At 68.8% G+C, this 13,280-nt stretch carries 13 protein-coding genes; 9 read left to right on the top strand and 4 right to left on the bottom strand.

Annotation, left to right across the window (positions count from 1 at the left end; genetic code table 11):
• Positions 1-15: 15 nt before the first annotated feature.
• Positions 16-885 carry an AHH domain-containing protein gene (locus tag ACN28I_RS24780; protein WP_420944410.1) on the bottom strand — a complete coding sequence of 290 codons (870 nt, stop codon included), beginning with the start codon at positions 883-885 and terminating at the stop codon, positions 16-18.
• 107 nt (positions 886-992) lie between these two features.
• On the opposite strand from ACN28I_RS24780, the gene ACN28I_RS24775 reads away from it, so the two are divergent.
• From ACN28I_RS24775 to ACN28I_RS24750, 6 genes are all read left to right on the top strand, one after another.
• Positions 993-1,457: a DUF4150 domain-containing protein gene (locus tag ACN28I_RS24775; RefSeq protein ID WP_420944409.1), complete on the top strand. Its 465-nt coding sequence runs from the start codon at positions 993-995 to the stop codon at positions 1,455-1,457.
• Between the two features lie 21 nt (positions 1,458-1,478).
• Positions 1,479-2,804 carry a TIGR02270 family protein gene (locus ACN28I_RS24770; protein WP_420944408.1) on the top strand — a complete coding sequence of 442 codons (1,326 nt, stop codon included), beginning with the start codon at positions 1,479-1,481 and terminating at the stop codon, positions 2,802-2,804.
• A 114-nt stretch (positions 2,805-2,918) separates the two neighbouring features.
• Entirely contained in the window at positions 2,919-3,671 is a 753-nt protein-coding gene (locus tag ACN28I_RS24765) for a TetR/AcrR family transcriptional regulator (RefSeq protein ID WP_420944407.1), read from the top strand.
• Complete coding sequence (locus tag ACN28I_RS24760) at positions 3,668-4,777, top strand: efflux RND transporter periplasmic adaptor subunit (RefSeq protein ID WP_420944406.1); 1,110 nt, start codon at positions 3,668-3,670, stop codon at positions 4,775-4,777. The genes ACN28I_RS24765 and ACN28I_RS24760 overlap by 4 nt, the downstream gene beginning before the upstream one ends.
• Positions 4,778-4,810: 33 nt before the next feature.
• Positions 4,811-7,927: an efflux RND transporter permease subunit gene (locus ACN28I_RS24755; protein ID WP_420944405.1), complete on the top strand. Its 3,117-nt coding sequence runs from the start codon at positions 4,811-4,813 to the stop codon at positions 7,925-7,927.
• Positions 7,928-7,978: 51 nt separating this feature from the next.
• On the top strand, positions 7,979-9,442 hold the full coding sequence (locus ACN28I_RS24750) for a TolC family protein (protein WP_420944404.1): 1,464 nt from the start codon (positions 7,979-7,981) through the stop codon (positions 9,440-9,442).
• A gap of 172 nt (positions 9,443-9,614) precedes the next feature.
• On the opposite strand, the gene ACN28I_RS24745 is transcribed toward ACN28I_RS24750, so the two are convergent.
• Entirely contained in the window at positions 9,615-10,367 is a 753-nt protein-coding gene (locus ACN28I_RS24745) for a hypothetical protein (RefSeq protein ID WP_420944403.1), read from the bottom strand.
• Positions 10,368-10,402: 35 nt separating this feature from the next.
• Between ACN28I_RS24745 and ACN28I_RS24740 the strand changes: the two genes are divergently transcribed.
• Together ACN28I_RS24740 and ACN28I_RS24735 are read left to right on the top strand one after the other, a co-directional pair.
• The gene (locus ACN28I_RS24740) at positions 10,403-10,960 is read left to right on the top strand and encodes a DUF2378 family protein (RefSeq protein WP_420944402.1); all 558 of its coding nucleotides are present in this window, start codon (positions 10,403-10,405) and stop codon (positions 10,958-10,960) included.
• Positions 10,957-11,445, top strand: coding sequence for a hypothetical protein (locus ACN28I_RS24735; protein WP_420944401.1), 489 nt, complete (start codon positions 10,957-10,959; stop codon positions 11,443-11,445). The genes ACN28I_RS24740 and ACN28I_RS24735 overlap by 4 nt, the downstream gene beginning before the upstream one ends.
• Before the next feature lie 72 nt (positions 11,446-11,517).
• On the opposite strand, the gene ACN28I_RS24730 is transcribed toward ACN28I_RS24735, so the two are convergent.
• Complete coding sequence (locus ACN28I_RS24730; protein ID WP_047854950.1) at positions 11,518-11,724, bottom strand: cold-shock protein; 207 nt, start codon at positions 11,722-11,724, stop codon at positions 11,518-11,520.
• A 119-nt stretch (positions 11,725-11,843) separates the two neighbouring features.
• A complete protein-coding gene (locus ACN28I_RS24725; protein ID WP_420944400.1) occupies positions 11,844-12,758 on the bottom strand; it encodes a fatty acid desaturase in 915 nt (304 codons plus the stop codon).
• A gap of 198 nt (positions 12,759-12,956) precedes the next feature.
• Here ACN28I_RS24725 and ACN28I_RS24720 point away from each other — a divergent pair, with 198 nt between their 5' ends.
• Positions 12,957-13,277, top strand: a complete 321-nt coding sequence (locus ACN28I_RS24720) for a transcriptional regulator (protein ID WP_420944399.1) — start codon at positions 12,957-12,959, stop codon at positions 13,275-13,277.
• Positions 13,278-13,280 lie beyond the last annotated feature (3 nt).

The following is a 13,280-nucleotide window of genomic DNA, read 5'->3' as shown; positions in this document are numbered from 1 at the left end:
TTCTTCTTTGACGGGTTAGCGGGAACTCGTGGGGGAGGACGGGAGCATCTTCTTCCCGAACTCATCAATGGATGTGACTCCGTGGGCGCGCCGGGCGTTGGCGACCTCATCGTAAGTTGCTCTGGACACCTCTTCGATGGCCTTCGCGAGGTCCTTGTATTGGGGCTCGCCGCGCTCTTCATCATGCTTCTTCATGATCTCTCGGAGTGCTGCCCGAAGGCGCGTCTCGATCTTTTTCTCGACGTACATGTCATAGGCGGTGTGATTGCACTGCTTCGTCTCCCGGTGGATGGGGAGTTGGAGCAGATCGCCCACGCGCTCATCCATCGGCAGGATGATCATGTTGTCCTTGTGGTGGACGTTATAGGGCGCATTGAGCATCTCGCTCGCCACTCGGATGGCCAACTCCGGCTTCTTGGAGAAGACCTTCTGAATCACAGCGCGCAGCGTGGCGTCCGGAACGACGTGATGGGCCTCGTGGTAGTAAGGTTTGTTGCAGTCCCACTTGAAATTGTATTTGCCCCGAGCGACGTCCCAGTCTCCTTTTTGCGGCCTCTGGACTTCGTGCCGGTACATGCCCTTGTTCTCGGAGGAGAGCGCCACCGTCTCGCCGCGTTTCTCCAGCCTGGTGACAGCCTTGGCACCACCTCGGAAGAGCAGTCCCCAACGTTTGTCGCCTGACGAGCGCACTTGCTCGTCCGTCACTTCGTACTGGCTCGCTTTCTCCAATGCCTTCTCGAAGGCTTGCCAGCGGTGGGAGCAGGAGCAGTTCTCCTTGTACGGAGGCTCGTGCTTGGCGATGCACTTGCCCCCGCTCAGTCCTCCCGCAGGGTGGTGCGGAACAGGCTTCCCTAGAAACTCCAGGTGCTTGTCGGACTTGCCCATATGCCCGTGAACGCTAGCGACCCATTTGCTGACGGGTCAACCCGCGGAGGGTGCTTCTCCCCTGCCGGGCCTCGATGCGGTAGGCTCATGCCCCGGAGGTGGATTGCATGGCTGTCAACACCGGTGTCAACAAGATGTCCGTGGTGACCAAGGACAGCGGCGGCACCACCGTCGCCTTTCCGGACGTGTGCAAGACGCCCAGTCCCGGCGGTCCCGTCCCCATTCCGTACCCCAACGTGGCGAAGTCCTCGGACACCGCCAAGGGCACCAAGAAGGTGTCGGTGGGAGGCAACCCGGTCTGCGTGAAGGACTCCAACTTCAGCACCAGCACGGGGGACGAGGCGGGCACCGCTGGCGGCGGTGTGGCCTCGAGCAAGACGAAGGGCAAGGCCGAGTTCGTCAACTTCTCCTTCGACGTGAAGTTCGAGGGCAAGAACGTGGCGCGTGCCATGGACCTCATGCTGCACAACGACAAGAACACGCCTCCCTTTCCCGTCATCCAGGGGCCCGTCGTTGCCATGGGCGAAGGTCCAGGCAAGCCCAAGTGCCTCGTCTGCGATCATGATGTCTAGGCGCGCATGCCCGGAGACCCCGTGAATACCGAGCGGCCGCTGCTTTGGGGCGTCTACGAGGAGCATCTCGACGAGGCCGCCTTCCGCTTCAGCCAATGGGAGAGGGCGCTGGATGCTCCCGACTACGTGTTGGCGGAGGTGGCTGAGCAGGAGGAGCACGTGGCCGCGCATCTGGACGGCCTGGTGCTGGGGGGCGAGCGCGTGGCCCGGCGCCTGCTGGAGCCGGCGCTGGCGGCGGATGAGGCCGAGCGCGTTGTCGTCGCGGCCCTGGCGCTCCTCGGTGGTGAGCAGCCCTCTGGCCCCGCCGCGGTGCTCGCCGCGCTCTCCCAGGCCGAGCCTCCATCGCTCGGTGCCCTCCGGCGTGCGTTCGAGCTGGCCGCCCCTCCGGTCATCCCCGCGGAGCTCGTGTCCCTGCTGAAGAAGGAGGAGGCCCTCCCGGAGCTCCTCGTCCTGGTGCTCGACACGCTGGGCTCGCACGGCCTGGCCACGGCACCCTTGTGCACGCCTTTCTTCTCCCACCCGGCTCCCCAGGTGGCCGCCGCTGCCCTGCGCGCCGCCGGGCGCATGCGCCTGCCGCTGGACCCGGGGGGGCTCCAGCGCGCGCTCGGCTCGGCCGAGCCCATGCTGCGTGATGCCGCCATTGTGGCTGGACTACAGGGGGGCCACCGCAGCGCCTGGGCCGCCTGTCAGGCCGTGGTCGAGTCACGCACCCCCAGCGCTCGGTTGCCTCTGTTGTTGCTGGCCATGGGCGGCGATGAGCGGGATACGAAGGGGCTGCTGGAGCTGCTCTCCGACGAGTCTCTCCGTCCGGACGTGCTGTGGGCGCTCGGCTTCTCCGGCAGTGTCGCCGCCGCCGAGGCCTGTCTCGAGTGGATGCGGCAGGAGCCCAGCGCCGCGCTGGCGGGCGAGGCTTTCAGCGCCATCACCGGGCTGCCCATCGAAGGGAAGTATGCCGCCGAGAGCCAGGAGCCGGAGGCGGAGCAGCCCGTTCCCCTGGAGCGGGAGGATCTCGACGCCGACCTCGTACCCCGGCCCGAGGACGCGCTGCCGCTGCCCCGGGCGGAGGCCGTGGCCTCGTGGTGGATGGAGGCCCGCCGCCGAATGGACGCGCGGGCGCGCTACCTCGCGGGCCAGCCCTTCACGCCGCAGGTGCTGCTCGACGCGCTCGCCAATGCTCCCATGCGGCGCCGCCACGCCCTGGCCCTGGAACTGACACTGCGCAGCCGGGGCGCCCTTCAGGTGCCGACGCGGGCGTTCGTCCCGCGTCAGCTCGCATCCTTGCAGCAGGCGCGCGCGGCCACGCCTTCCACCTTCAGCCGCCCCTTCGCCGAGGGACTCCGAGGCTGAACTCCTGGTAAGTGAATCTTCAGAGACCAATAAGTTTCACTGGTGTGTTTCTGACCCGTGATTCAGTAACCCCCTGGCGGAGTTTCTGACCGGCGGGTTAGTCATGCGGCCGTCATGGCCCGTCCCGCGGATCCACATGCCCGAGCAGCCCTCATCGCCGCCGCGCGCGCGGAGTTCGTGAAGAAGGGGCTGCGCGGGGCACGCATCGAGGACATCACCGCGGCCTGCGGCCTCTCCAAGGGCGCCTTCTACCTGCACGCCGCCTCCAAGGAGGCCCTCTTCGGCGAGGTGGTGGGCGAGTTCACCTCCGCGATGAACCTGCTCATCGAGCGGCGCATCCAGGAGATGGAGCGCTTCTTCGCCGAGCACGGCCCGCTGGAGGCGCGCGACGTGGCCGAGCGCTCCGAGCGCTACGAGCTGATGGTGGAGATGAACACCGAGGCGGACCTGGGCACGCTGGAGTTGATGTGGGCCTACCGCGATGTGGTGCACGTGCTCATGCGCGGCAGTCAGGGCACCGAGTTCGAGTCGCTGATGTGGGGCATGGTGGACCGCGAGGTATCGCGGGTGACGCGGGAGTTCGAGCGCCTGCAGGCGGATTGCGTGAGCCGCGCGGACGTACCGGCCACCGTCATCGGCTCGCTCATCGTCGGCACGTACCTGCTGCTGGCGCAGCAGATGAGCCAGATGGAGCAGAAGCCGGACCTGGCCGGGTGGGCCCGCTCCATCCACCGGCTCATCCGCGAGGGCAGCCTGCCCCCGGGCTCCACGCCGCGGGCCGCGTCCGCGTCGAAGCCGAAGAAGACTTCCCCGCGCAAGCCCCAGGCCCGCGCGCTCTCTCGTACCCGCAGCACCTCGAGGTCATGACCGTGAAACTCTCCAGGACGCAGCTTGTCGCCGGGCTTGCCGCCGTGGGCATGGCGGCCACCGCGCTTCCCCTCTCGGGCTGCAAGGCCGACGCGGCTCCGGCCCCCGCCGCCACCAAGGGCTCCACGCCGGAGCTTCCCTCGGTGACGGTGCTCACCCCGCGCGCGGTGAAGACGTCGCTGCGCGAGGAGGTGACGGGCACGCTCTTCCCCGCCCAGGCCCTGCAGGTGGGCTTCGAGGTGGGCGGCCGCCTGGACAAGGTGCGCGTGAAGAAGGGCCAGACGGTGCAGGAGGGCCAGGTGCTGGCGCAGCTCAACGCGGAGATTTCCGACGCGCAGCTCGCGCAGGCCCAGGCCTCGGTGGCCGCCGCCGAGGTGAGCGCCGCCATGGCCACCGACGTGGCCGGCCGCAACGCGAAGCTGCAGGAGCAGGGCAACGTGAGCGACCTGCAGAACCTCACCTCCAGCACCCAGGCGAAGCAGGCCGAGGCGCAGTTGCTCGCCGCGAAGGCGCAGCTCGCGCAGGCGCAGGCGGGGCGGCGCAAGCACGACCTGAAGGCGCCCTTCTCCGGCACCGTCGTGGACGCGCCCGAGCAGGTGGGCGCCATCGTAGGCCCGGGCGTGCCGATGTTCTCGGTGGAGAACCTGGGCACCCTGCTGCTGAAGACGACGGTGACGGATTCCGTCCGTGCGCGCCTCAAGCCGGGCACGAAGGTGCGCGTGGAGGTCATCGGTGGCGGCGCGTCCACGGACGAGGCTGTCATCCGCACCGTCATCGCCTCGGCGGACGCGGCCACCCGCCGCATCCCGGTGGACATCCTGGTGCCCAACAAGGATGGCCGCTTCGTGGCCAACACCCTGGCGCGCGTCATCCTCCCGCTGAGCGACGAGCAGGAGGCGCAGGCGCTGCCCACCTCGGCGCTGTCCTCCTCGGGTGGTGACCATGTCTACGTGGTGGGCGCCTCCAACGAGGTGCGCCGCGTGGACGTGCAGGTCATCGAGCGCGGCATGCGCGAGGTGGTGGTGAAGGCCGCCGCTCCGTTGGACAAGGTCGTCGAGTACCCCACGGCGTCCCTCTCCGAGGGCACGCGCGTCTCCGTGAAGTAATCCCCGCCGCACGATTCCAGGGCGTCCCCTCCCATGCTCCTCAGCGACGTCTCCATTCGCCGGCCGATCTTCACGGCCATGATGTCCCTCTGCCTCATCGTCCTCGGAGTGATGGGGTACACGCGGCTGGGGACCGATCTCTTCCCGGACATCTCCATCCCGGTGGTGGTGGTCAACACCATCTACAAGGGCGCGGGCCCGGGTGAGATCGAAACCCAGGTCATCAAGCCCATCGAGGATGCCGTCGCCGGCATCAGCGGGGTGGATAAAATCCACTCCTTCAGCCGCGAGAACGTGGGCACGGTCATCGTCCAGTTCAAGCTGTCGGCGAACCTGGACCGGTCGGTGCAGGAGGTGCGCGACAAGGTCTCGGGCATCACCAACAAGCTGCCGCAGGAAGCGGATGTTCCGGTGGTGGGCCGCGTGGACATCTCCGCGGTGCCCGTTCTCACCTACGCGGCGAGCGCCGAGGTGGACTCGCGCAGGGTGCGCAAGATCATCGAGGACCAGCTCAAGCCGTCGCTGGCGCAGCTCGAGGGCGTGGCGGACGTGCGCATCAACGGTGGTGACGTGCGCGAAATCCAGGTGGACGTGGACCTGGACAAGGCGCGCGCGGTGGGGGTGTCCGCGATGGACATCGCCCAGCGCATCGGCTCGGAGAACCTGGATCTGCCGGCGGGCCGGTTGCAGCTCGGGCCCACCGAGCTGACGGTGCGCTCGCTGGGACAGTTCAAGAGCGTGGACGAGCTGCGCCAGCTCCCGGTGGCGCAGAGCCGCACGGGCGCCCAGGTGCGGCTGGAGGAGATCGCCACCATCACGGACGGCGCGGCCGAGCGTCGCACCACGGCGCGCCTCAACGGCAATGACGCCGTCATCCTCGAGGTCATCAAGCAGCCCGGCTCCAACACCGTGGCGGTGAGCGACGCGGTGAAGATGGCGATGGACAAGCTGGTGCCCACCCTGGGCCATGGCTTCCAGACGCGGCTGCTCATCGATCAGTCGGTGGACATCCGCGAGAACGCCCACGAGGTGTGGGTCGCCCTGCTGTTCGGCGGCGCGATGGCGGTGCTCATCATCCTGATGTTCCTGTTGGACCCGCGCGGCACCTTCATCTCCTCGCTGGCGCTGCCCACGTCCGTCATCGGCACGTTCTTCGTGATGTACGTGCTGAACTACTCGCTCAACCAGATGACGCTGCTGGCGCTGTCGCTGGCCATCGGTCTGCTCATCGACGACGCGGTGGTGGTGCGCGAGGCCATCACCCACCGCCTGGAGAAGGGGGAGGATCCGGTGAGCGCGGCCTCCAACGGCACCAAGGACGTGGGCCTGGCGGTGCTCGCCACCACGTTCGCCCTGGTGGCGGTGTTCATCCCGGTGGCCTTCATGCCGGGCATGGTGGGCCAGTTCCTCCAGCAGTTCGGCATCACCATCTCGGTGGCGGTGCTCATCTCGCTCTTCATCTCCTTCACGTTGGACCCGATGCTGTCCGCACGGCTGGCGAAGCAGCGGCAGGCGGGCGAGCACCACCAGGAGAACGCGGTGGCCAGCGCCATCCGCCGCTTCCTGGATGGCAGCGAGCGCGTCTACGCGAACATCCTGCGCTGGGTGCTGGACCACAAGTGGCTCACCACGGGCATCACCGTGCTGGTGATGGTGGTGTCCTTCGGCGCCGCCAGCCGCCTGGGCATGGAGTTCCTCTCCGCCGAGGACCGCTCGCAGTTCATCGTGCAGCTCATCCTGCCGGATGCCTCCAGCCTGGAACAGACGGGCAAGCGCGTGGCGCAGGCCGAGGAGATCCTCAAGGGCATCCCCGAGGTGACGGACGTCTACGCCATCGTCGGAGACAACGGCGATGTGAACAAGGCGCGCCTCCGGGTCATCACCACGAACAAGCAGTCGCGTACGCGGGGCATCCAGGCCATCAAGGAAGAGGCGCGCGGGCTCCTCACTCCGGCGCTGCCCGCCACCCGCGTCAACCTGCAGGACCTGCCCATCATCGACGGCCTGGGTGGCGACTTCTATCCCATCATGATTCGTGTCACCGGCCCGGACCTGGGGAAGATCCACGAGGAGTCCGAGCGCATCGCCCAGATTCTCCGGGACATCCCGGGCACGGCGGACGTGCGCGTGGACTACAACCCGCCCAAGCCGGAGCTGGCCATCGAGGTGGACCGGGCGCGCGCCAAGGACCTGGGCGTGAGCGCCGCGGCCATCGCCCTGCAGATGCGCATGGCCATCGGCGGTGACGTGGCCGCCAAGCTGCGCGAGGGCGTCGACGAGACGGACATCCGCGTGCGGCTGAGCGAGCGCGACCGCGCCACCCCCGAGCGCGTGCGGCAGATCATGCTCGCCACGCCCAAGGGGCTCGTCCCGGTGACGGACGTGGCGAAGGTGGAGCTGCGCGACGGACCGAGTGTCATCGAGCACGAGAACCGTCAGCGGCAGCTCGCCGTCTACTCCCAGCTCAACGGCGCCCCCCTGGGTGACGTGGCGGCGAAGCTCAAGGAGAAGATCGCCGAGAAGCCGCTGGCCCCGGGCTACTCGCTCATCTACGACGGGCAGATCAAGATGATGACCGAGCAGAACGACGCCTTCAGCACCGCGTTCCTGCTGGCCTTCGTCTTCATCTACATGGTGCTCGCCAGCCAGTTCGAGTCGCTCAAGCACCCCTTCACCATCATGGTGTCGCTGCCGCTGGCGCTCGTGGGCGCGCTGCTGGGCCTCGTCTTCGGCGGCTACCACGTGTCCATGGGCGCGATGATCGGCATCATCCTGTTGATGGGCCTGGTGACGAAGAACGCCATTCTCCTGGTGGACGGCGCGCTGCAGTACCTGCGCGAGGGCGCCACGGTGGACGAGGCGCTCATGAAGGCGGGCCCGCGCCGGCTGCGTCCCATCCTCATGACGAGCGCCGCCATGGCCATCGGCATGGTGCCCACGGCCATCGGCAAGGGCGTGGGCTCCGAGTTCCGCGCGCCCATGGCCATCGCCGTCATCGGCGGCGTCATCACCTCCACCTTCCTCACGCTGCTGGTGGTGCCGGTGGTGTTCGCGGCCATGGAGCGCATCGGCTTCTCCAAGCGCCCCCAGAAGAAGGACGAGGGCCTGCCCATCCCCGTCCCGGAGTCCCAGGAGCAGCGCGCCGCCTGAGTGGCCGCGGGCGCTGCCCCTCTCCCCATCCTCCTTCGCTTGCCCTTGCCTATGTTCATCCGAATCGCTGCCGGGTCCGCCCGGCGCCCCCTCTCGCTCGTCCTCCTCGCCGCTCTCTCTCCGCTCGGCGCGCTCGCCCAGACGGCCGCGGACGCCCCGCGCGCCGTGGAGCCCGCCGCCCGGCCCGAGCCGGTGGGGGCTCCCGCTCCCGGCACGCTGCGCACGGTGACGCTGCGGGAGGTGCTCTCCCTGGCCGCGACGCAGAGCCCGGACGTGGCCGCCGCCCGCGCCCAGGCCGCCGTGGCCGCCGCCGGAGTCCGCCGCGCCTGGACGGCCTGGCAGCCCGAGGTGACGCTCGGCGCCCAGTACGTCCACTCCAGCGCCGAGGCCCAGCTCGACCTCGGCGGCTTCGTCGGGTTGGTGGCCGGCGTGTTCCAGCTCATGCCGGTCAACCCGCAGCTCGTCCCGGAGCCCGTCGTCATCACGGCGAGGAATTCGCAGTACGCGTCGGCGCAGATCTCCCAGCCCCTCTTCACTCCTGCGGGTGTCTTCCTGCTCGGCCCGGCGAAGGCGGGCGCGGAGGCCGCGGAGCTGGGCGCCCTGGAGGCCCGTGAGCAGGTGTTGCTGGCGGTGGCGCGCACCTTCCTGGGGCTGCAGGGCATCCATCAGATGATGGACGCGGCGCGGGAGGCCGAGTCGGTGGCCCTCCAGCGCGAGGGCGAGGCGAAGGCGCAGCTCGGCGCGGGAATGACGGTGGAGGCGGCGCTGTTGCGCGCCCAGTCGGAGACGGCCCAGGCCCGCGTGCAGCTCGCGCAGCTCTCCGGCCAGTACGCGCAGTTGCTGGCGCTCCTGGGTGCACTGGTGGGCGAGCCGGTGCAGCCCGCCCTGCTCGAGTCCTCCGGCGGCCCCCGGTGGCTCATCCCCTCCGAGGACCAGAGCCCCTGGGAGGACACGTACGCGGTGCGCTCGGCCTCGCTGGCGGTGAAGGCCAACGAGGGCAAGGTGACGTACGATCTCTTCTCGTGGCTGCCGAGCGTGGTGGCCCAGGCCCGCGGCCTCTACAACTCCAACGCGGGCTTCACCGGGCAGAACACCACCTACGAGGTGTCCGTCGCGGCCTCGATGCCGCTGTACGACCGGGGGCAGCGCTACGCGGCGCTGGCCGAGGACCGGGCGCGGCTGGCGCAGGCGAAGGCGCAGTACGCGTCGGCGCGCGCCAGGGCGCATGCCAACTGGGTGGCGGCCAAGGCCAACATCCAGGCCGCCGAGGCCGCGCTGGCCCAGGCCGAGTCCCAGGCGCAGCTCGCGGCCCGGGTGCAGAAGCAGGTGGCGGCGGCCTTCCGGGCGGGCATGTCCACGAGCCTGGAGATGTCGGACGCGGACACGCGGCGTTTCCTCGCCGCCAGCGCCGCGGCCCAGGCCCGGGCCACGCTGGAAATCCGCCGCGTGGAGCTGGCCGGTGCCGCGGGCCGCATCGCCGCCTCGGTCGACGAGGCGGAGCAGCCCAGGCCCTGAGCTGAGAAACCTTCCTGAGAAACCTTCCCTCTCCCCCCGGGAGAGGGTCAGGGTGAGGGTGCCCGGGCCCGTTCTTCAACCCGTGGACCGCGCTGTGGGCAGAGGGTTCAACCCGGGTTCACCCGAAACCCTCACCCCGTCCCTCTCCCGAGAGGAGAGGGGAAATGGCCGCTCACCCTGGGTAGAGCGTATCCATCGCGTCCAGCACGTTCGAGAGCAGCCTCTGGCCCTCGGACGTGTCCGGGCACAGCCCGCCCCAGGCGAGCGTGAGGTTGGACCCCACCTGCTTGTAGAGCATCCGCCCGCGCATCCTCACCGGCTCGTAACTCTGGCGTCCGCCGGCCATGAACTCGCTGCCGGGCAGGCCGAAGACGGCGTAGTAGCGCAGGTCCGGCGACACGGCGTCCCGCAGGTAGTGCAGTCCGCTGGGGATGGTGGCCGCCACGTCCAGCACGTGCCAGGAGCGGTGCCGGCCCGCCTTCACTTCCTCGGTGCGGAAGCACATGCGCGGCGGCGGGCACCCGAGCGCGCCCGCAGTGAGCCAGTTGTAGTCGAGCTCCGGCACCTGGAGCATCTCGGGGATGTTGGGGGTGCCGTCCGTGTGGAAGCCCCAGGCGCTCCCGTCCGGCTCGTACGAGCGCAGCCCATAGGCACCGTAGAACACGTTGTACCAGGGGCTGTGCGGGTTGTAGTACTCGGAGCACCCCGTCGAGTCCGCGAAGTCCCCGATGGTGAACGCCACCAGCAGGTCGAAGGAGCGCCGCGTCTCGCGAGCCATGAAGGGCTCGTGCGCCACCGCTCCGATGGAGCCCGGCAGCAAAGGCACCGGCGTGGGGATGTTGGCGGCGGCCATGAAGTTGTCCCCTCCACCCGGCAGGGGGGTGGCGCGCATGGCCAGCGTCGCCAGCTCTTTTTGCAGTCCCATGAAGTGTCTCTCCTGTCCGCGCTAGAATCTCCGGCATGCCGGAGCGGCTCGTCTACGAACATACCGTTGAGGGGCTCTTCGTGCGGGGCCTCGCCAGGCGTATTTCACCGGCGGTGAAGCAGCGGCTGCGCCAGTCCGGGCTGGACCTGGATGGCAAGCTGCTGCCGGCCTACCCCTTCGACACCTGGGCCCGGTGCGTGGCCATCGCCGCCGAGGCGCTCTACCCCCACGAGCTCCAGTCCGTGGCCTACCAGTGCCTGGGCGCGCGGATGGTGGAGGGCTACCGGGAGACCTTCACCGGGCGGCTGATGTTCCGTGTCCTCCAGTTGCTCGGCCCGCAGCGGCTCGTCGCCCGCGCCGAGCAGAACTTCCGCTCGGGCAACAACTACACCGAGGTCCGCCACTCGGACATCGCGGCCAACGTGGTGGAGCTGTGGGTGAACGAGCCCGGGCCCACCCGCTATGTCGTCCAGGGCGCCATGCTCGAGACGCTGCGCGCCGCCCGGCCTGGGGATGCGGGCGTGCGCGTGGACGTGCTCGACTTCACCGCCGAGAGCGTCACCTTCCGCGTCGCCTGGACGGAGGGGGAGTGAGCCCCGGCGCACCCGAGGGGCCCGCGCTCCTCGCGGTGGACCTCGGGTTGCGCTCCGGGCTGGCCCTGTATGGCCCCGACGGGCGGCTGCGCTGGTACCGCTCGCAGAACTTCGGCAGCCAGTCCCGCCTCAAGCGCGCCGTGCCCTCCGTGCTGCACTCGGCCGGGCCGCTCGCGTGGTTGGTGTTGGAGGGGGGAGGACCCATCGCCGAGGTGTGGGAGCGCGAGGCGTTGCGGCGCGCGCTCCCCGTGCTCCGCGTGTCCGCCCAGGACTGGCGCGCCCGGCTCCTGTACGCCCGCGAGCAGCGCTCCGGCGGGCTGGCGAAGGAGGCCGCCGATGGGCTCGCGCGCCGGGTGATTGAGTGGTCCGGTGCTCCCCGGCCCACGTCGCTCCGGCATGACGCCGCGGAGGCGGTGTTGCTGGGGTTGTGGGCTTCGCTGGAGGTCGGCTGGTTGGAACAGGTTCCTCCCGAGGTCCGCAGGTAGGCATGGCCACCCAAAAGAAAGAGCCCGACCCCGGGAAGAGGTCAGGCTCCAGGACTCGTCCGGGTTGACGGACTAGCTGGCGGCGCGAACGTTCTGCGCCTGCAGGCCCTTGGGGCCCTTGGTCACTTCGAACTCCACGCGCTGGCCCTCGGCCAGGGTGCGGAAGCCATCCATGTTGATGGCCGTGTGGTGGCAGAACACGTCCTCACCACCGCCGTCCTGCGTGATGAACCCAAAGCCCTTCGCGTCGTTGAACCACTTGACAGTGCCAGTTGCCATGAACCGTTCTTCTTTCGTTACAAGGCGGAACATGCCGCCTTTTCGGCTCTGACTTGAGCCGGGGCTCAAGGCGTAATCCCTCTATTCCGAAATGTCGAGTGGGGGCCCTCCCCAAGTGTTCAGGTTCGAGCAGCGTTGATGCCCGACTCCAGGGCGTCCACGTCCTCGGAGGTGAGCTGCACGGACTCACCGGTGGGCGGATCGAAGGGCGCGCGGCCGATCTGCTTCGTGCCGAGGCTGGGGAAGAAGGGCGCCAGCAGGTAGTTGCGGATGCACCAGCCGAAGAAGCTGCGCTGCACCAGCTCCGGGTGGATGTTCGGGGCAATCTTCGCGTGCAGCTCGGGCAGCGTGCTCCAGTGCGCGCCGGCCATCTCGTGGTGGGCGGTGTGCAGGCCGTTGTTGAAGAGCAGGAAGTTGATGAGCTTGCCGTCGAAGCTGCGCGAGTGGTCGTGCTCGCTCCAGGGGTCCGTGTGGACGTGCTGGATGTAGTTGAAGAACATGATGGTCCACAGCGCGAAGAGCGCCGGGATGAGGAAGGCGAACGTCCACACCTTGATGCCGGCGCCCAGCCCGTGCATCGCGATGGCCACGCCCAGCAGCGCCAGATGCGCGCCCGCCCACACCACGTACTGCAGGATGATCTGCCGGAAGAGCACCGGGTTGGAGCGGCGCGCCTTGGCGATGTACTGCTTGATGGGATCGCTCTGCCAATAGGACGAGACGAAGAAATACGTGAAGGCCACCAGCCAGTTGTTCTTGTTGGTGTAGCGCCAGGTGATGGTGGCGTCGCCGGCCTTGTTCACCAGCTTGTGGTGGTTGAGGTTGTGCGTGGGCACCCAGGCGAAGGTGGGGTAGCCGTAGAAGTGGGAGATCCACAGGCCCATCAGCGAGTTCATCCGCCGGTTCTTGAAGGTGGGGCAGTGGTTGTGGTTGTGCGCGATGACGCCGGCGGCAAGGGCCAGATAGCAGCCGAGCGGGCTGAGGTACGGGATGAGCTCGGGCCTGGCGTACTGTGCCAGCGCTACCACTGGCATGAAGAGGCACCAGAGAAGGGTTCGGTAGTCGGCTGCGTAGCGAGGAGTCATGGTTGTCCCGGGGCTATAACCGACCCAGTATGGGACACCTAGGACCGTTTCAGGAAGGGACTCGCCCCGCGCTGTCCGAGCAGGCATGAACCGCTGAACGCCTCGGCGGCCGGGCGTGACTACCTTCGAGATGGGAGGTCGTCGCCGATGAGTCCCAGCCCTGTTCCCCAACCCCGGGCCGCCACGGTGCGCGGCGCACTGGAGGCCGAGCTGTCCTCGGCGCCGGAGACGGGCCTCACCGCGAAGGAGCTCTCCGCGCTCGTGGGCATCTCCGAGAAGGACGTGGCCGGGCACCTGGAGCACCTGGAGAAGTCCCTGCGGGCCGGGGGCGCCGCGCTGGAGGTGATTCCCTCCGAGTGTCTCGCCTGCGGCTTCGTCTTCAAGGAGCGCAAGCGCCTGACGCGGCCCGGCTCCTGCCCCGAGTGCCGCTCCACCCGTATCGATCCGCCCGCGTTCCGCATCCGTTGAAGG

The sequence above is a fragment of the Archangium gephyra genome, assembly GCF_049060025.1.
In the GTDB taxonomy this organism is placed as follows: domain Bacteria; phylum Myxococcota; class Myxococcia; order Myxococcales; family Myxococcaceae; genus Archangium; species Archangium gephyra_A.
This window is presented reverse-complemented; position numbering and strand designations above follow the sequence as displayed.